The sequence below is a fragment of the Mobilicoccus sp. genome, from assembly GCF_032060985.1.
Taxonomy (GTDB): Bacteria; Actinomycetota; Actinomycetes; order Actinomycetales; family Dermatophilaceae; genus Mobilicoccus.
In genome coordinates this window covers 22,778-40,375 of sequence record NZ_DAMBGD010000003.1, presented here as the reverse complement: position 1 = coordinate 40,375, position 17,598 = coordinate 22,778, and the positions used below count along the sequence as shown (strand labels likewise).

Annotated in this window: 16 protein-coding genes; 3 read left to right on the top strand and 13 right to left on the bottom strand. The window is 72.3% G+C overall.

Annotated features, from left to right (window positions below):
* Positions 1-18 precede the first annotated feature (18 nt).
* Positions 19-432: a DUF3054 domain-containing protein gene (locus tag RT054_RS03330; RefSeq protein WP_312719503.1), complete on the top strand. Its 414-nt coding sequence runs from the start codon at positions 19-21 to the stop codon at positions 430-432.
* A gap of 79 nt (positions 433-511) precedes the next feature.
* Here the strand turns inward: RT054_RS03330 and RT054_RS03325 are convergent, their stop codons facing one another.
* The 6 genes from RT054_RS03325 to metH form a co-directional block, all read right to left on the bottom strand.
* Positions 512-1,693 (bottom strand): thiolase family protein, encoded by a 1,182-nt coding sequence (locus tag RT054_RS03325; RefSeq protein WP_312719505.1) that lies wholly within the window; start codon positions 1,691-1,693, stop codon positions 512-514.
* 108 nt (positions 1,694-1,801) lie between these two features.
* Complete coding sequence (gene arc, locus RT054_RS03320) at positions 1,802-3,463, bottom strand: proteasome ATPase (protein ID WP_313022150.1); 1,662 nt, start codon at positions 3,461-3,463, stop codon at positions 1,802-1,804.
* A complete protein-coding gene (locus tag RT054_RS03315; RefSeq protein ID WP_313022149.1) occupies positions 3,460-4,551 on the bottom strand; it encodes a tRNA (adenine-N1)-methyltransferase in 1,092 nt (363 codons plus the stop codon). Before RT054_RS03315 ends, arc begins: the two co-directional genes overlap by 4 nt.
* 33 nt (positions 4,552-4,584) lie before the next feature.
* Positions 4,585-5,718, bottom strand: coding sequence for a site-2 protease family protein (locus RT054_RS03310; RefSeq protein WP_313022148.1), 1,134 nt, complete (start codon positions 5,716-5,718; stop codon positions 4,585-4,587).
* On the bottom strand, positions 5,715-6,395 hold the full coding sequence (locus tag RT054_RS03305) for an HAD family phosphatase (protein ID WP_312719512.1): 681 nt from the start codon (positions 6,393-6,395) through the stop codon (positions 5,715-5,717). Before RT054_RS03305 ends, RT054_RS03310 begins: the two co-directional genes overlap by 4 nt.
* Positions 6,396-6,437: 42 nt before the next feature.
* Positions 6,438-10,025, bottom strand: coding sequence for a methionine synthase (gene metH / locus RT054_RS03300; protein WP_313022147.1), 3,588 nt, complete (start codon positions 10,023-10,025; stop codon positions 6,438-6,440).
* 152 nt (positions 10,026-10,177) lie between these two features.
* Between metH and RT054_RS03295 the strand changes: the two genes are divergently transcribed.
* A complete protein-coding gene (locus RT054_RS03295) occupies positions 10,178-11,059 on the top strand; it encodes a PAC2 family protein (protein ID WP_313022146.1) in 882 nt (293 codons plus the stop codon).
* 18 nt (positions 11,060-11,077) lie between these two features.
* Here the strand turns inward: RT054_RS03295 and mshC are convergent, their stop codons facing one another.
* The 5 genes from mshC to RT054_RS03270 form a co-directional block, all read right to left on the bottom strand.
* The gene (gene mshC / locus RT054_RS03290; RefSeq protein WP_313022145.1) at positions 11,078-12,352 is read right to left on the bottom strand and encodes a cysteine--1-D-myo-inosityl 2-amino-2-deoxy-alpha-D-glucopyranoside ligase; all 1,275 of its coding nucleotides are present in this window, start codon (positions 12,350-12,352) and stop codon (positions 11,078-11,080) included.
* Between the two features lie 63 nt (positions 12,353-12,415).
* Positions 12,416-13,330: an SCO1664 family protein gene (locus RT054_RS03285; protein WP_313022144.1), complete on the bottom strand. Its 915-nt coding sequence runs from the start codon at positions 13,328-13,330 to the stop codon at positions 12,416-12,418.
* Entirely contained in the window at positions 13,327-13,845 is a 519-nt protein-coding gene (locus RT054_RS03280; protein WP_312717949.1) for a DUF3090 family protein, read from the bottom strand. Before RT054_RS03280 ends, RT054_RS03285 begins: the two co-directional genes overlap by 4 nt.
* Before the next feature lie 71 nt (positions 13,846-13,916).
* Entirely contained in the window at positions 13,917-14,639 is a 723-nt protein-coding gene (locus RT054_RS03275) for an MSMEG_4193 family putative phosphomutase (protein ID WP_313022143.1), read from the bottom strand.
* An 86-nt stretch (positions 14,640-14,725) separates the two neighbouring features.
* The gene (locus RT054_RS03270; RefSeq protein WP_313022142.1) at positions 14,726-15,586 is read right to left on the bottom strand and encodes an SDR family NAD(P)-dependent oxidoreductase; all 861 of its coding nucleotides are present in this window, start codon (positions 15,584-15,586) and stop codon (positions 14,726-14,728) included.
* 55 nt (positions 15,587-15,641) lie between these two features.
* Between RT054_RS03270 and RT054_RS03265 the strand changes: the two genes are divergently transcribed.
* The gene (locus tag RT054_RS03265) at positions 15,642-16,082 is read left to right on the top strand and encodes a MerR family transcriptional regulator (protein WP_313022141.1); all 441 of its coding nucleotides are present in this window, start codon (positions 15,642-15,644) and stop codon (positions 16,080-16,082) included.
* 218 nt (positions 16,083-16,300) lie between these two features.
* On the opposite strand, the gene RT054_RS03260 is transcribed toward RT054_RS03265, so the two are convergent.
* Positions 16,301-17,206 carry a hypothetical protein gene (locus RT054_RS03260; protein ID WP_312717957.1) on the bottom strand — a complete coding sequence of 302 codons (906 nt, stop codon included), beginning with the start codon at positions 17,204-17,206 and terminating at the stop codon, positions 16,301-16,303.
* Complete coding sequence (locus RT054_RS03255; RefSeq protein WP_313022140.1) at positions 17,207-17,572, bottom strand: primosomal protein; 366 nt, start codon at positions 17,570-17,572, stop codon at positions 17,207-17,209.
* Positions 17,573-17,598 lie beyond the last annotated feature (26 nt).

The window sequence follows — 17,598 nt, the reverse complement described above, 5'->3', positions numbered from 1 at the left end:
GACCAAGGAGGAGCCCGAATGACCACGTCCACGTCCACGAGCAGCACCCCGACGCACCCGGTGCCCACGGTGTCCCCGGCGGTCGCGTTCCTGCTCGACCTCGTCCTCGTCGTCGTGTTCGCCGCCCTCGGGCGCGCCGCCCACGGCGAGGCGTGGACCGGGGCGCCTCAGACCGCCTGGCCGTTCCTCATCGGCTGTGCGCTCGGCTGGGCGGTGTGGTGGGCCGCGCGCCGCGTCGCGCCGATCTCGCTCTCCGGCGGCGTCGTCGTGTGGCTCGTCACCGTCGCGGGCGGGATGAGCGTGCGCGCCCTCGTGGGTCAGGGCACCCACTGGTCGTTCGTCATCGTCAGCCTCGTGACCACCGCGGTGCTCCTCCTCGGCTGGCGCGCGATCGCGGCGCGGCGCACGCGCAGGAGCGCGCCGGGGCGGTGACGTTCCACCCCGGCGCGCTCCTCGTCATGGCCGCCGAGCGGCCGGCGCGTGGACCCTTCTCGGGCCTCGGCGTCGCGCGTCAGACGCGGCGGAAGAGGGCCGCGAGCGCCTGACCGCCGCCGATGCACATCGTGACGATGCCGGTCTCGAGGTCGGCCCGCACGAGGTGCTTGGCGAGGCGCAGCGTGAGGATCGCTCCCGTGGCGCCCACGGGGTGGCCGAGCGCGATGGCGCCGCCGTACGGGTTCACCTTGTCGATGTCGAGTTCGGCGTCGCGGACGACGGCCACGGCCTGCGCCGCGAACGCCTCGTTGAGTTCGATGACGTCGACCGTGCTGGGGGTCAGCCCGGTCTTGGCGAACAGGTCGCGCAGCGCGAGCGTGGGCGTGTAGCCCATGAGGCCGGGTTCCATGGCCGCGACGGAGACGTGCTCGAGTGAGACGAGCGGGGTGAGGCCCCGCTCCTCGGCCGCCGTCTCGGTGGCGAGCACGACCGCGGCGGCGCCGTCGTTGATGCCCGAGGCGTTGCCGGCGGTGACCGTGCCGTCCTTCTTGAACGCCGGACGCAGGCCCGCGAGGACCTCGGCCGTCGTCGAGGGCTTGGGGTGCTCGTCCTTGTCGACGGTGACGGGCTTGCGGCCACCGGTCTCGATCGCCGCGATCTCCTCGGCGAACGCCGCCTGCGCGGCCTCGCTCGCGGCGAGCTGCTGGGAGCGGAGCGCGAACTGGTCCTGCTCCTCGCGGGAGATGCCGTACTTCTCGGCGACGTTCTCGGCCGTGACACCCATGCCCACGTTGTGGAAGGGGTCGGTGAGCATCATCATCGTGCCGTCGACGAGGGAACGGTCCCCGAGCTTGTAGCCGTTGCGGGCACCGAAGTCGTAGAACGGCATCATCGTCATGTTCTCGTCGCCGCCGCCGACGGTGATGTCCAGACCGTTCCACCGCATCTCCTGCGCGGCGGACCAGATCGCCTGGAGACCGCTGCCGCAGAGACGGTTGACGGTGAACGCCGGGGTGGAGTCCGGCAGACCCGCCTCGATCGCGACGCGGCGGGCGTTGTAGGCGTCCGGGCCGACCTGCCCGATGCATCCCATGACGACTTCCTTGACGTCCTCGCCGGCGACGCCTGCTCGAGAGAGGGCCTCCTTGACCGCGTGAGCTCCGAGGACGTGGGCGGGGGTCGCCTTGAAGGCGCCTCCGAAACTACCGATGGGGGTGCGTGCCCCGTCGACGACGACGATCTTTGCGGCTTCGGACATGGAGACGGCCTTTCTGTGGGGGCTGTTCCGCGTCAGGCTAGGCCAGAGAAGGGGCCCGTGACCCGCCAAGCGCACGCCCCAGTTCGACGAGAGGCCCCCGGCGGTCGCTCAGAGGATGTCGCCGACCACCGGGGCGTCGAGGACCGCCGCGGCCGGCGCGGTGCCGCGTCGCTCCGCCGCGAGACGACGGATCCGGTCGACTCGCGCCCCCTTGCGTCCGGAGACCCGCGCCCAGTCGTCGGGGTTGCTCGCCCCGGGCAGGTCCTCGTTCTCGGCGAACTCGGTGGCCAGCGCGTCGGTGAGGTGTCGGCGGGTGAGGCCGCGGTCCCCGCCGGCGAGGAGGTCCTTGATCGCCGCCCGCTTGGCGCGGTCGACGATGTTCTGGATCATCGCGCCGGAGGCGAGGTCGCCGAAGTGGAGGATCTCGCGGGCGCCGTCGGCGTAGTGGAGCTCGAGGTAGGCGTTCTCCGGTGTGCGGGCGTACATCTGCGTGACGACGTCGTCGATCATCGCCGCGACCGTGGCCTCCCGTGACCCGTCGTGCGCGTCGAGCTCGGACTGCGCCAGCGGCAGGTCGGGCGTGAGGTACTTGCCGAAGATGTCGCGGGCGGCGGCCTGGTCGGGCCGGTCGATGCGGATCTTGGCGTCGAGGCGACCCGGGCGCAGGATGGCCGGGTCGATCATGTCCTCGCGGTTGCTCGCGCCGATGACGAGCACGTTGTCGAGACGTTCGACGCCGTCGATCTCGGCGAGGAGCTGCGGGACGATCGTGGTCTCGACGTCGCTGGACAACCCCGATCCACGGGTGCGGAACAGGGAGTCCATCTCGTCGAAGAACACGACGACGGGAGCACCGCCGGAGGCGTGTTCGCGCGCGCGCCGGAAGATGAGGCGGATCTGCCGCTCGGTCTCGCCGACGTACTTGTCGAGCAGCTCGGGGCCCTTGACGTTGAGGAAGTAGCTCGTGGTGTCGGTGCGACCGCGCAGCTCGGCGCTCTGGCGGGCCAGCGAGGCCGCGACGGCCTTGGCGATGAGGGTCTTGCCGCACCCGGGCGGGCCGTACAGCAGCACGCCCTTGGGGGGCCGCAGGTGGTGCTCGCGGAACAGCTCGGGGTGCAGGTAGGGCAGCTCCACGGAGTCGCGGATCGCCTCGATCTGGCCCTCGAGGCCACCGATGTCGGCGTAGGAGATGTCGGGCACCTCCTCGAGGACGAGGTCCTCGACCTCGGCTTCGGGCACGATCTCGAGCGCGAATCCGGTGCGGCTGTCGTACAGCACGGCGTCGCCCGCCCGCACGTTCTCCTCACGCAGGGATTCGGCGAGACGGGCCACCCGCTGCTCCTGGCCGTGGAGCAGCACGACGACGCGCTCGTGGTCGAGGACCTCGTGGACGGTGACGACCTGCCCGAGGTCCTCGTACCCTCCCACCCCGACGACGCACAGCGTCTCGTTGAGCCGGACCTCCCGGCCGGGGGCGAGGTCCTTCTCGCGGACATCCGGGGACACGGTGACGAGCATCGGACGTCCACCGGTGAGCACTTGGACTGTGCCGTCCGAGGCCTGGCGCAGGACCACGCCGTACTGCAACGGTGGACTCGCGAGGGCATCGACCTGCGCCTTGAGTCCCGAGAGCTGGTTGCGGGCGTAGGTGAGCGCCCCGGTGAGCTCCTCGTTGCGCTTGCTGAGGGAGGCGACCGCGGCCTCCGCCGAGGCGAGCCGGCGCCCGGGACCTGTCGTCACGCGTCCGGGCTCACGGGTGGCCTCACTCATGCGTCATCCCCCTCCTGCGGCGCCGGGACGTCCTCGGTGGCACCGAGGGTGTCGCCGGTCTCGCCGGTCTCGGCGGCGTCGCGCCGGAGCACGGTGCCCGCGGCCCGCCGCATCTTGCGGATCTTCTTCTCGCTGACCGGGCGCTCCCCCACGTCCTCGGGGCTCCAGTCCCGCGTGGTGAGGGCGGGGCTCTCGGCCGCGTCCTCACCGTAAGCGCCCTTGGCGGGCCGCCGTTTGCGCAACGGCGGCGTGACCCCCGGCGCGAGGCGGCGGGCGGTGATGAGGAAGCCGGTGTGGCCGTGCATCCGGTGCTCGGGCCGGACGGCGAGTCCTTCGAGGTGCCAGCCCCGGACGAGGGATTCCCAGGCCGAGGGCTCGGTGAAGCCACCGTGGTCGCGCAGGTCCTCGGCAACCCGCGAGAGCTGGGTGGCCGTGGCGACGTAGCAGATGAGCACGCCGCCGGGGGCGAGGGCGTCGGCGACCGCCTCGAGGCAGTCCCACGGGGCGAGCATGTCGAGCACGACCCGGTCGATGCTGCCGGTCTCGACGGCCTCCGGCAGGGCCTCGACGAGATCGCCCACCTGCACGCTCCACGCGGGGTGCGGGCCGCCGAAGAAGGCCTCGACGTTGGCGCGCGCGATGTCGGCGAAGTCCTCCCGGCGCTCGAAGGAGTACAGCCGGCCCCCGTCCCCGACGGCGCGCAACAGCGACATCGACAGGGCACCGGAGCCGACCCCGGCCTCGACGACGCGGGCGCCGGGGAACACGTCGGCCATCTGCACGATCTGACCCGAGTCCTTGGGGTAGACCACGGCGGCGCCGCGCGGCATGGACATCACGTAGTCGGACAGCAGCGGGCGCAGGACGAGGTACTCGACGCCGGCGGTGTTCGTCACGGTGGATCCGTCGGGCGCGCCGATGACGTCGTCGTGGGCGAGGCTGCCGCGGTGGGTGAAGAACTGCCCGCCCTCCATGAGCGTGATGGTGTGGAGGCGGCCCTTGGGGTCGGTGAGCTGAACGCGGTCACCGGCCGTGAACGGGCCTCGGCGCAGGTGGGCGCCGGTGGGTGAGGAGGGGGCGTCGGTCATACGGCGAGTCTAGGTCGTGGCTCCGACGACCCGTCACGGGCGCAGGCCGTGCCGCCGCAGCGCCGCCGCCACCGTCGACGCCTCGACGCCGCCGAGCACTCCGTCCGAGGTGCGCACGAGGACGACGGCCGCGGAGGCCGCGTGCATGTGGTCGACGAGGTCGGCGAGGTCGGGCAGGTGCGGGGTGTCGAGGATCCACCCCGGCCGGGGGCGTGCGGCCACGGCCGAGGCGGGCACCGACGCGGCCTCGCGCGGGTCCAGGTCGGCCGGCGGCTCGCACAGCAACCAGCTCTCTGCGGGGGCGTCGGCGTCCCCGACGAGCACGATGGGGTCGACGGCGCCCGCGCCGCGCGGCCCCGCGGGGATGTGCGACAGCGGGGTGTCGGCGGCGACGAGGACGACCGGGGCGAGGACGTCACGCGTGGTGACCCGGGCGTAGGCCCGCAGGTGACGACCGTGGCGGACGGCCTGCGACGCGCCCGCCCACAGCATGACCGCGATGAGCCCGGCCCACCCGAGGACGAACAGCGAGGGGACGACGCCCGCGGCGAGAGGCCGCAGCGCGAACCACGCGACGACGCCGAGCGCGACGAGGCGCCCGGCCCACCCCGAGACGAGCAGACCGAGGTCGCGTCGCCCGGTGACACGCCACACGAGTGCGTCGAGCAGGTGTCCGCCGTCGAGGGGGTGGCCGGGGATGAGGTTGAAGATCGCGACGATCGCGTTGGACCAGACGAACGCCATGCCGAGCAGCCAGGGCACGCCGTCGGGCAGGACCGGCGCGACGACCCAGACGAGGGCGGCGAGCACCCCGTTCGTCAACGGGCCGACGACCGCGACGAGCGCCGACTGTCCGGGGGTGAGCCGGTCGGCCTCGTAGACGGTGTGGCCCCCGAAGAGGTCGAGGACGATCCGGCCCACCCGCGCTCCGCTCGCCCGGGCCGCGACCGCGTGGGCGACCTCGTGGGCGAACACGGACAGCGCGAGGAGCACGACGTAGGCGGCGGCCACCACGTACGCGCCGGCTCCGAGTTCGGGGACGGCGTGCTGGATCTGCGGGCCGAAGTAGACGATCGCGAAGACGGCGAAGAGCGGCCAGCTCGCGGCGAGGTGGATGGGGACCCCGAAGGGGGTTCCGAGGCGCACACCGCTGGGGGCCCCGCTCACGCCTGCGACAGCTCCCACAGATCCTCCGGGGAGACCCCGTCGAGGGTGGGCACCTTCGCCAGCCCCGGTGCGTCGGGGATCTCCACGAGGTGGGGGACGGCGATCGTGCGGGCGCCGGAGGCCAGTGCCGAGCCCACCCCCGAACGCGAGTCCTCGATCGCCACGCACTCCCGCGCACGCACACCGAGCGCCTCGATCGCGGTGAGGTAGGCCTCGGGGTGAGGCTTCCCCTCGGCGACGACGTCGCCGGTGACGACGGCCGAGAACGTGCCCGGCGGCACCGTCGCGAGGAAGACGTCGACCATCGGCCGCCACGACATCGTCACGAGGGCGCACGGGACGCCCGCCGCGCCGAGCCCCATGAGCAGCTCCCGGGCGCCGGGGCGCCACGGCATGCGCTCCCCCATCCGGACCATGACACCCTCCTGCATGCGCAGGGTGATCTCGCGTTCGGGCAGGTCGACGGGGCTGTTCTCCCGGATGTACCGCGCCGACACCTCGAGCGGATTGCCCACGCAGGCGAGGGCGTTCTCGTGCGTCCATGTGCCGCCGAAGGACTCGACCAGCGCGGTCTCGTACTCGGCCCAGTACGGCTCGGTGTCGATGAGCGTGCCGTCCATGTCCCACAGCACGGCGGCCGGAAGCCGTCGGCCCGCCAGGGCGTCCGTGCGGGTCACGGGTGTGGGGGATGCGCTCGGGGGTGCCTCCACGGGGTCGCCTCAGACCTTGAAGTAGTTGGCTTCGGGATGGTGCACGACGAGGGCGTCGGTCGACTGCTCCGGGTGGAGCTGGAGCTCCTCGGACAGCTCGACGCCGATGCGCCCCGGCTCCAGGAGGCGGACCATCGTCGCCCGGTCCTCCAGCTCGGGGCACGCGGGATAGCCGAAGGAGTAGCGGCAGCCGCGGAACTTGACGTCGAGGATCTCGCCGAGCCCGAGGGAGTCGGGGTCGCCGATGCCGAGCTCGTCACGGACCCGGGCGTGCCACATCTCGGCGAGCGCCTCGGTGAGCTGCACCGACAGGCCGTGCAGCTCGAGGTAGTCGCGATAGGCGTTCCGGCCGTACAGCTCGGCGGTGACCTCGCTGACCTTGGCGCCCATCGTGACGAGCTGGAAGGGGATGACGTCGGGGACCCCGGTGGCCTCGTAGTCCTCCCTGCTGCGGAAGAAGTCGGCGAGGTCGAGGTGACGGTCACGGCGCTGCCGGGGGAACGTGAACCGCTCCCGCTCGGTGCCTTCACGGTGCTCGACCTGCTGCCCGTCGACCGTGTGGGTGCCGTCCTCGTGCCAGAGGACGACGAGGTCGTCGCCCTCGCTGTAGCAGGGGAAGTAGCCGTACACGACGGCCGGCTCCATGATCTCCTGCGTCTTGATGCGGTCGAGCCACATGCGCAGACGTGGACGGCCCTCGGTCTCGACGAGCTCCTCGTAGTCGGGGCCCTCACCCCCGCGGGTCGGCTTGAGACCCCACTGCCCGAGGAACGTCGCGCGTTCGTCGAGGTAGGCGGCATAGTCGGCGAGGGCGATGCCCTTGACGACGCGGGTGCCCCAGAACGGCGGGGTGGGCACCTCCTCGAGCCGGGCGACGTCGGAGCGCGCCGGTGTCTCGCCGGCCTCGGCGTCGGCGGCCTGCGCGCGGGGCTTGACCCGACGCTTCTTGAGTTCGGGGAGCACCTCGCCGAGGTCGCTGCCGTCGCGCTTGGCCGCGGCGATCGCGTCCATGAGCCGCAGACCCTCGAAGGCGTCGCGGGCGTACCGCACGTGCCCGTCGTACATCGAGGCGAGGTCGTCCTCGACGAACACACGGGTGAGCGCGGCACCGCCGAGGAGCACGGGCCAGCGGGTGGCGAGCCCGCGCTTGTTGAACTCCTCGAGGTTGTCCTTCATGACGACCGTCGACTTGACGAGCAGACCGCTCATGCCGACGGCGTCGACGTCGTTCTCCTCGGCCGCCTCGATGATCTCGTTGACCGTCTTCTTGATGCCGATGTTGACGACGTCGTAGCCGTTGTTCGACAGGATGATGTCGACGAGGTTCTTGCCGATGTCGTGGACGTCGCCCTTGACCGTGGCGAGGAGCACCTTGGCCTTGGCCTGGCGACCGGCCCCGCCGGAGGCGGCGACCTGCTCCTCGATGACGGGCTCGAGGTGGGCGACGGCGGCCTTCATCGTCTCGGCGGACTGGAGGACGAACGGTAGCTGCATCGTGCCCGCCCCGAACCGCTCGCCGACGACCTTCATGCCCTCGAGGAGGTGGTCGTTGATGATCGCGAGCGCCGGGGTGCCGGAGGCGACGGCCTCGTCGAGGTCGGCGTCGAGACCCTGCCGCTCGCCGTCGATGATGCGCTGGGCGAGCCGCTCCCCCACGGGGAGGGCGTTGAGCTCCTCGAGGCGGGACTCCTTGAGCGAGGCCGAGTCGACACCCTCGAACATCTCGAGCATCTTCTGCAGCGGGTCGTAGGTGCACTCGCTCGCCCCCGGTTCGCCCGCCCACTCGCGGCGGTCGTGGACGAGGTCGAGGGCGACCTTGTACTGCTCCTCGTCGATGCGGGCGATGGGCAGGATCTTGGCCGCGTTGACGATCGCGCTGCTCAGCCCCGCCTTGACGCACTCGTCGAGGAACACCGAGTTGAGCACGACGCGGGCGGCGGGCTTGAGGCCGAAGCTCACGTTGGAGACGCCGAGCGTCGTCTGGATGCCGGGATAGGCCTCGGTGATGCGGCGGATGGCCTCGATGGTCTCGATGCCGTCGCGGCGGGTCTCCTCCTGGCCGGTGGCGATGGGGAAGGTGAGGGCGTCGACGACGATGTCCTCCACGCGCAGACCCCACTCGCCGGTGAGCGCCTCGACGAGGCGGGTCGCGATCTCGACCTTGCCGTCGGCCGTGCGCGCCTGCCCGTTCTCGTCGATCGTGAGCGCGACGACCGCGGCCCCGTGCTCGGTGGCGAGCGTCATCATGCGGGTGAAGCGGGAGTCGGGCCCGTCGCCGTCCTCGTAGTTGACCGAGTTGATGACCGCGCGGCCACCCATGCGCTCCAGCCCGGCCTCGATGACGGCCGGTTCGGTGGAGTCGAGGACGAGGGGCAGCGTGGAACTCGTGGCGAACCGGCTGACGATCTCGCTCATGTCGCCCGCGCCGTCGCGACCCACGTAGTCGGCGCAGACGTCGAGGAGGTGCGCGCCCTCGCGGGTCTGGTTCTTGGCGATCTCGACGCACTGCTCCCAGTCCTGGGCGAGCATCGCCTCGCGGAACGCTTTGGAGCCGTTGGCGTTCGTGCGTTCGCCGATGGAGAGGAAGCTCGCGTCCTGACGGAACGGCACCGCGGTGTAGAGGGAGGCCACGCTCGGCTCCGGGTGGGGGTCGCGAGGCGTGACCGGCAGGCCGCCGACGGCCTCGACGACCGCCGCCAGGTGCTCGGGCGTCGTGCCGCAGCAGCCGCCGACGAGGGAGAGCCCGTAGTCCTGCACGAAGGTGCGGTGGGCGTCGGCGAGCGCCTGCGGACCGAGCGGGTAGACGGCGCCGTCCTTGCCGAGCTCGGGCAGGCCGGCGTTGGGCATGCACCCGACCGCGATACGCGCGTTCTTCGAGAGGTGCCTCAGGTGCTCGCTCATCTCGGCCGGGCCGGTGGCGCAGTTGAGGCTGATCATGTCGATGCCGAGGGGTTCGAGCGCGACGAGGGCCGCGGCGATCTCGGTGCCCATGAGCATGGTGCCGGTCGTCTCGACGGTGACCGAGCAGATGATCGGGACGTCCTCGCCGAGGTCGGCCAGGGCGCGCTTGGACCCGACGATCGCGGCCTTGGCCTGGAGCAGGTCCTGACAGGTCTCGATAAGCAGCGCGTCCGCGCCGCCCCGCACGAGACCCCGGGCGCACAGCTGGTAGGCGTCGCGCAACTCCGCGTACGGCGCGTGGAGCAGCGAGGGCAGCTTCGTGCCGGGCCCCATGGAACCGAGGACGAAGCGCGGCTTGTCCTCCGTGGCGTAGCCGTCGGCGGCCTCCCGCGCGATGCGGGCCCCGGCCTCGGCCAGCTCCTCGATGCGCTCGGGGATGTCGTACTCGGCGAGGTTGGGCAGGTTCGCCCCGAACGTGTTCGTCTCGATCGCATCGACCCCGACGGCGAGGTACTCCTCGTGCACCGCCCGCACGATGTCGGGTCGGGTGACGTTGAGGATCTCGTTGCACCCCTCGAGGTTCTGGAAGTCCTCCATCGAGGGGTCGGCGGCCTGGAGCATCGTGCCCATGGCGCCGTCGGCGACGATGACGCGTTGCGACAGGAGGGAACGGAACTGATCGGAGCGGCTGCTCACAGGTGGGGACCTCACGTTCAGGGGACGGCCGCCGACCGCCCGGAGCGGGCGATGGCACGGCGGCGGTGCGGGATCGCACCCCATGGTAGTGGCCTCCGCCGACGGGCCTGGTCCGACCCGTAGCATGGAGGGATGAGTACGGAGTCGCACACATGATCGAGGTCGACGACCTACCGGAGCTGACGCGCCCGATCGTCGTCGCCGCCTTCGAGGGGTGGAACGACGCCGGCGACGCGGCCACCTCGGTGGTCGCGCACCTCGCCGACCTCTGGGGCGCCGAGCCGATCGCGGCCCTCGACCCCGAGGACTATTACGACTTCCAGGTCAACCGCCCGCGCATCGGCCTGCACGACGGAGTCCGTCGCATCACCTGGCCGACCACGCGGGTGCTCCTCGCGCGCGACACCGGGTTCGGTCACGACGTCCTGCTCGTCCAGGGCATCGAACCCTCGATGCGGTGGCGTTCGTTCGTCATCGAACTGCTCGGGCTCGCGCTCGAGGTCGACGCGGAGCTGCTCGTCTGCCTCGGGGCGCTGCTCGCCGACGTCCCCCACACCCGGCCCTGCCCCGTCATCACGACGACGGAGGACCCCACGCTCGCCGACCGGTTCGGCGCCCAGCCGAGCACGTACGAGGGGCACACCGGGATCGTCGGGGTCCTCGCGGACGCGGCCATGCAGTCCGACCTGCCGTGCGTGTCGTGCTGGGTGTCGGTCCCCCACTACGCCGGCGGGCACACCTCCCCCAAGGCGACCCTCGCGCTCCTGTCGCGGATCGAGGGGCTCCTCGACCTCGCCCTCCCCCACGGCGACCTCGAAGAGCTCTCCCACGCTTGGGAACGCGGCGTCGACGAGCTCGCGAGTTCGGACGACGAGATCGGTGAGTACGTCCAGGCCCTCGAGTCCGCCCAGGACACCGCCGAGAGCCCCGAGGCCAGCGGTGACGCGATCGCCGCCGAGTTCGAGCGCTACCTGCGCCGTCGCGGCACCGAGCGCCGCGACGGCCCGCCCCGCCCCGACCAGCCGGACGCCTGAGCCGACCGGCCGGCCGGCTCAGAGGGCGAGGCCGAGGAGGGTCTCGACGATCGCGTGCAGGGGGGCCCCGCCGAGGTCGACCGGGTCGGCGCCGCGCTCGATCCACGCGTCGATCTCCACGAGGGCGCCGGGGGTGTCGAGATCGTCGGCGATCCGCCGGCGCACGGCGCCGAGGAGTCCGGCGGGGGTGGGCGTCGACGCCGGACGGGTGACGTCCTCCCGCGTGCGGGCGTCGGCCTCGCGCCAGCGCCCCAGGCGGGCTCGGGCCTCGGCCAGGGCCTCGTCGGTCCAGTCCCACGGCGTGCGGTAGTGGTGGGCGAGCAGCACGAGCCGGATCGCGGCAGGGTCCTCCCCCTGCGCGCGCAGCCGCGAGACGAGCACGAGGTTGCCCTTGGACTTGCTCATCTTCTCGCCGTCGAGCCCGACCATCGCCTGGTGGAGGTAGGAGCGGGCGAACGCCCCCTCGCCGCGGAGCGCGGAGGCCTGCACCGCGCTCATCTCGTGGTGGGGGAACACGAGGTCGGTCCCGCCGCACTGAACCGCGAAGCGGGTGCCGAGATACTCGACGGCGATCGCGGAACACTCGATGTGCCACCCGGGACGCCCCACGGGCAGGCCGTCGGCCTCCCAACTCGGCTCACCGGGGCGCGCCGCGCGCCACAGCAGCGGATCGAAACGGGTGCGCTTTCCCTCCCGGTCGGGGTCGCCGCCGCGGTCGGCGAACACCTCGTCCATCTCGTGCTCGGTGAACCCGCTCGTGCGGCCGAACTCCTCCTGCGCCGAGAGGTCGAGGTACAGGTCGTCCTCACCGTGACCCGTCGCATCCGCCCGCCCCACGCGGTAGGCCGCGCCGACCTCGAGCAGCGCGCGGACGTCGCGCGCGATGAGGTCGATGCTCTCGACGACGCCGACGAGGTGATCGGGCGGGATGACGCGCAGGGCACTCATGTCGTCGCGGAAGAGCTGGATCTCGCTCGTCGCGAGGTCCCGCCAGTCGACGCCGTCCCGCGTCGCGCGTTCGAGCAGCGGGTCGTCGACGTCGGTGACGTTCTCGACGAACCGCACCTGCGCGCCCGCGTCGAGGAGGGCGCGGTTGAGCAGGTCGACGGTGACGTAGGTGGCGGCGTGGCCCATGTGGGTCGCGTCGTACGGGGTGATGCCGCACACGTAGACACCGGCCGTGCCGTCGGTGACCTCGAGCTGCCGACGGGCGTCGGTGGCGGTGTCGTGGATCGTGGGGATGACTCCCCGACCGGGAAGCGGGGTGCGAGCGGGTGCGGGCCAGGAAATCACGACGTGATCGTAGTCGGAGACGCCGACAGCCCCGGCGCGCGGGCCGCGAGACGGTCGCCGGGCTCAGAGCACCGGCCAGGGCACGGCCGGCCACCCCGGCGCGGGCAGCGGGTGGAGACCGGTGGCGAGGAGGTGGTCGACGCGTGCGGTGAGGGCGTCGATCTCGGCGGCCGTGAGGAGCTCGCCGAGCTCGCCGTGCAGGTCGGCCGCGTCGAGCGCCGCCCGCACCGCGGCGACCGCGGCGAGGTCCGTCTCGGGCAGCGGGTCGCCGGCCCACCCCCACAGCACGGTTCGCAGCTTGGGATCGGTGTGGAGCGTGACCCCGTGGTCGATTCCCCACAGGTGCCCCGTGGGTGAGCGCCGCACGTGCGAGCCCTTCCGGTCGCTGTTGTTGACGATCGCGTCGAACACCGCGACCCTGCGCAGCTCAGGGGAGTCGGCGTGGGCGAACACGACGGGGCGGCCGTCGGGCAGCTCCCCGGCGAACACCGGCAACCAGCCCGGCGCCCGCGCCTTCGGGGGCAGGAACGCGAAGAGGGAGGAATCGACCTCCTCCTCGTCCTCGAAGCCCTCGACCTCGACCTCGAGGTCGTCGTCGTCGTTCGTCTCGTCGTCGTTCGTCTCGCCGCCGTCGTCCGTGGTGTCCCCGTCGTCCGTGGCGAGGAGGTCGTCGGGGTCGGTGATCCACCACTGCGCCACGCCGGTGCCGAGGGGGCCGTCGAGCAGGATCGTCGGCGGCACGACCCCGAACCCGCCCGCCCGGTCGAGGAGGTAGGAGGCGCGTTCGCGGTGGGCGAGGCATCCGGTCGGGAAATCCCACAGCGGCCGTTCGCCCCGGACGGGCTTGTAGGCGACCGGGATCGGCCCGAGCCGGGCGAAGAACACGGCGTTCGAGGCGTCGAGGAGCTGTCCGACGATCTCCAGGTCGTGCTCGGCGGCCGCCCGTTCGAGCTCGTCGAGGGAGGGGGGACTCGTCACCGCTTGTAGCCGTTGGCCCGGGGGCACACGTGACCGGCGGGGTCGAGGGGCGCACCGCAGAACGGGCACGGCGGTCGTCCGGCGGCGACGACCTTGGCGCTGCGACGGGCGAACGAGCGCGCGTAACCGGCGTCGAGGCTCACCCGCAGCGACGGGGTGGACAGATGCGCGAGGTCGGTCGTCTCGTCGACCTCCTCCCCCAGCGCGACGAGGTGGAGCACGAGGCGTCGGCTCGCCGGATCCCAGTCGAGTCGCATGGTGCCGACCGCGAACTCCTCGTCGAGGGGCATGTCCAGCGGCGCGTTGTCGACGATGTCGTCGTCGCTCGAGGTCGGGGCGTACTCGTCGAGCAGGTCCTCGATGCGCTCGGCGAGGAGGGCCACCTGGCCCTTCTCGCAGGCCACGGACGTCACCCGGCCACCGCCGCTGGCCTGGAGGAAGAACTGGCGCTGCCCGGGGGGGCCCACCGTGCCCGCGACGAATCGTTCCGGGGGGTCGTAGTCGATGAGGGCCATGCACCAACCGTAATGCCGCCTCCCCGGGGTTGCGGGGGCGGCCGGCGGTGGGGTGGCCGACGGGGATCCCGTCAGGCTCCTCCGCCGACGACGCCCGCCGTCCCCGCCGGTCCGCCCGGGGTCCCGTCCTCCGACGTCGGAGCCGGCGGGACGAGCCCCGCGAGGTCGGCACCGGTGTCGTTGACGCGCAGGAGGTAGGGCCGCTCGGCGGTGTACCGCACGACGGAGAGCGACGCGGGTCCGACCGTGAACCTCTGGAAGAGGTCGAGGGGGGTGCCGGCGGCGTCGGCGAGCACGGCCTTGATGACGTCACCGTGGGAGACCGCCGCCCACAACGCCCCCGGGCCGTGTTCGGCCTCGATCGCCGCGTCCTGCCGTCGCACCGCGTCGACTGCCCGGGCCGACATCTCTCGCAGGGATTCGTGCCGATGCTCCGGCGAGGGCGGGAACGTCGCCGCCGAGGGCTGCCGCTGCACCGTCGTCCACAACTTCTCCTGGGCGAGCTCGGAGAGCGGACGGCCGGTCCAGGCCCCGTATCGGCACTCGCCGAGGTCGTCGCACTCGGTCGTGGTGAGCGTCGGCCAGGACGACAGGAGCAGATCGGAGGTCTGCAGACAGCGGGTGAGCGGGCTCGACACGAGCGCGACGACGGGGACGTCCGCCAACCGGGAGGCGAGGGCCCGCGCCTGGGCCCGACCCGTGTCGTCGAGGTCGACGCCGCTGCTCCAGCCGGCGAGGATCCCGGCGGCGTTCGCGGTGGTGCGTCCGTGACGGACGAGGAGGACGGTGGCCACGCGCCCAGACTAGGGGCAGGAGCGTCCGCCGTCGGTGGCGCCCGGTCCGCGGGGGTGGAGGACGACGGGTGCGGCGCCCCCGTGCGTCACGTCGCCGACGTGCCGATGAGGTCGACCCCGGTCATCTGCGCGCTCGCCCGCCAGAGGCGCTCGGCGTTCTGCGGGTCGACGGCGTAGTCGCGCACGCCGCCGTCCTTCCCCGAGGCGCCGGGGCGGGCGAGGGGCGCGATGTCGCAGTCCTCGCAGTAGACCCCGCCACGGTTCTCCAGAAGGGGGGAGGTGGCCGCCCAGAGTCCGGTCGCCGCCCCCTGGCTCGGCGTCTTGAACCCCGGCCCGACGACGTTTCCCTCCGCGTCGATCCACCCCCAGGCGATCTGTTCCTCGGCCGTCATGTGGCGCTGCAGATCCGTGATGATTCCCCCCGGGTGCACGGCGAAGGCACGCACGCCCCGGTCCTTCGCGATCGCATCGAGGTGGACGGCGAAGAGCACGTCGGCGGTCTTCGACTGGCCGTAGGCCTGCCACTTGTCGTAGCCGTGCTCGAACTGCATGTCGTCCCAGCGGATGTCGGACAGGAAGTGCCCGGCGGAGGAGTACGAGACCACCCGCGCGCCGTCGGCGCTCGCCAGCAGCGGGAACAGGAGGTTGACGAGGACGTAGTGACCGAGGTGGTTGGTCGCGAACTGGCTCTCCCAGCCGGGGCCGACCCGCCGCTCCGGCGCGGCCATCACGCCGGCGGCCGCGATCGCGACGTCGGGCCGCCGCGCCGGAACGAGGACACGAGCCCCGACCTTGACGAGGGCGCGGGTGGTCTCCAGCCCGAGGCCGCTGTATCCGCCGGTGACCAGGGCCGTCCTGCCGTCGAGATCGACGCCGGCCACGACGTCGTCCGCCGTGGACGCGGCGGTGAATCCGGAGCCGAGGGGTGCCTGCCGAGTGTTTGCCATACCGCGAACCTAGAACCTAGAGTGCACTCTAGATCAACCGCGAAAGGGTGTGGCGATGACCACGTCGGCCGACCAGGAGACGTTCACGATCGGGGAGGTCGCCGACCGCACCGGCCTCAGCGTCCACGCCCTGCGCTATTACGAGCGCGAGGACCTGCTCATCGGACCGGTGCGACGAACCGCGGGCGGCCGCCGCGCCTACAGCCCCGTCGACGTCGACTGGCTCCGCATCCTCGTCAAACTCCGCGAGTCCGGGATGCCTCTCGCCGACCTGACGAGGTTCGCCGCCCTGGTCAGGCAGGGACCGGGCAACGAGGAGGACCGACTGAGGCTCCTCGAAGACCATCGCCTGCGCGTCGAGGCTCAGATCGCCGCGCTCGAGGAGTGCCGATCGCTCATCGAGTGGAAGGTCGGCGTCTACACCGAACACCTCAGGACCGGTTCCGCGACCGGGTTGTGGGACCCGGTCACCACGACGCCTGATCACGACGTCTGAGCGCGACGGTGACCTGACGGGAGCTCACTCAGCGGCCGACGAGTCGCCCGGCCCGTCACCGCTCGGCCACGGGGCGGTGGCGAGCGGTTCGAGGAGCAGAAGGGCGGCGCGACCACCCCAGGGGGCCGTGACGCCAGGTGCGTGCCCGAAGAGAGGTGATCGTCGTTGTCTCACGTGACGGCCGCCCCTCCCGTTCTCGGCCTCCCGGGGCAGGACGGCTAGGTGACGGGCTCGTCGGGGAGGGCCGTTCCCGAGACCGCGGCGAGGGTCGTGTCCGCGTCTCCCGTGTCGTGGAGGGCGACCGCGACGCGGGTGGCCCCCGCGGCCTCATACGCGGCGACCCGCGCGCTCATCCCCTCGCCGACGAGGCAGGTGTCGCGGACGAACTCCTCGGGCACCCCGGCCGCCGCGAGGTCGGGGCGGCCGAGCGCGTAGGCGCGTTCGACGTCCCCGAGCAGGCCCGAGGGTCCCCGTCTGCGCGCCACGGCCCGTGCGGCGTCGTGTCCGGCGACGCCCGGCACGGCCAGCCGCTCGGCCACGATCGGGGCCAGCACCGACAGGGCCTTCCCGTCACCGCCCCCGGCGGCGTCGAGCCAGACGTCGACCTCGGGCGGTCGTGGCAACGCCCGGGTCGCCGCATGGACCCGACTCACCGTCTCGGGGTCGACGCCGCGCAGCACGAGCCGATCGACGAGTCGCCCCGCGGCGACGGACGTCGACACGTCGTGGACCGCAGCACAGACGGGCACCCCGGAACGGCGGGCAAGGTCTGCGGCCTCGCCCAGAGCCTCCCTCCACCCCGGGCGCGCGAGGGGCGACAAGGTCGTGGGCAGCGCGAACGCCAGGGAGGTCCGACCGGGCGCGAGGAGCGAGAGCGTCGTGAGCGTGTCCTGGAGGTGATCGCGGACCCGGGCCGTGACGGGCACGAGACCGAGCCCCAACCCGACCGCGGGCACGGCTGCCGCGAGGGCGGCGAGACGAGCCGAGGAGTCCCCGGCGAGGCGTTCGCCCACCCAGACGCCCTCGAAACCATGGGCGAGCGCAGCACGGGTGAGCGAGATGTCGAGAGAGGGCGTCGGTGTCGGGGCCGGCGCGAGGACGAGCCAGTGGCGCAGGGTGGTCACCTACCGGCGGGAAGCGATCGCGTCCTCGTCGTCGGCGTCCTCGTCGTCATCGTCATCGTCATCGTCGTCCGAGTCGTCCTCGTCGTCGTCCGAGTCGTCGTCGTCATCCGACTCGTCGTCCTCGTCGTCCTCGTCCTCGTCATCGAGGTCGTCGTCGTACTCGTCGTCGGTGAAGATCTCGAGGGGGGTGACCTCCTCGAACGCTTCCATGAGCGCGTCCTCGTAGGCATCGAAGGCCTCGGCCACGGCCTGATAGGCGGCCACGACCGCGGGGTCGTTCTCGCCACGGCGGGCGGAGGCGGCCTCGAGGTGACGTTCGAGGGCGGTGACGAAGGTGACCAGGGCGGCCCTGGGGTCTGCGCTCATGCCCCCGACGCTACCTCCTGCAGCGG

Bases quoted from the DNA above. Each gene is read 5' to 3' on its own strand.
- RT054_RS03330 (WP_312719503.1), top strand. From the start codon at position 19: ATGACCACGTCCACGTCCACGAGCAGCACCCCGACGCACCCGGTGCCC.
- RT054_RS03325 (WP_312719505.1), bottom strand. From the start codon at position 1,693: ATGTCCGAAGCCGCAAAGATCGTCGTCGTCGACGGGGCACGCACCCCC.
- arc (WP_313022150.1), bottom strand. From the start codon at position 3,463: ATGAGTGAGGCCACCCGTGAGCCCGGACGCGTGACGACAGGTCCCGGG.
- RT054_RS03315 (WP_313022149.1), bottom strand. From the start codon at position 4,551: ATGACCGACGCCCCCTCCTCACCCACCGGCGCCCACCTGCGCCGAGGC.
- RT054_RS03295 (WP_313022146.1), top strand. From the start codon at position 10,178: ATGATCGAGGTCGACGACCTACCGGAGCTGACGCGCCCGATCGTCGTC.
- RT054_RS03280 (WP_312717949.1), bottom strand. From the start codon at position 13,845: ATGGCCCTCATCGACTACGACCCCCCGGAACGATTCGTCGCGGGCACG.
- RT054_RS03270 (WP_313022142.1), bottom strand. From the start codon at position 15,586: ATGGCAAACACTCGGCAGGCACCCCTCGGCTCCGGATTCACCGCCGCG.
- RT054_RS03265 (WP_313022141.1), top strand. From the start codon at position 15,642: ATGACCACGTCGGCCGACCAGGAGACGTTCACGATCGGGGAGGTCGCC.
- RT054_RS03255 (WP_313022140.1), bottom strand. From the start codon at position 17,572: ATGAGCGCAGACCCCAGGGCCGCCCTGGTCACCTTCGTCACCGCCCTC.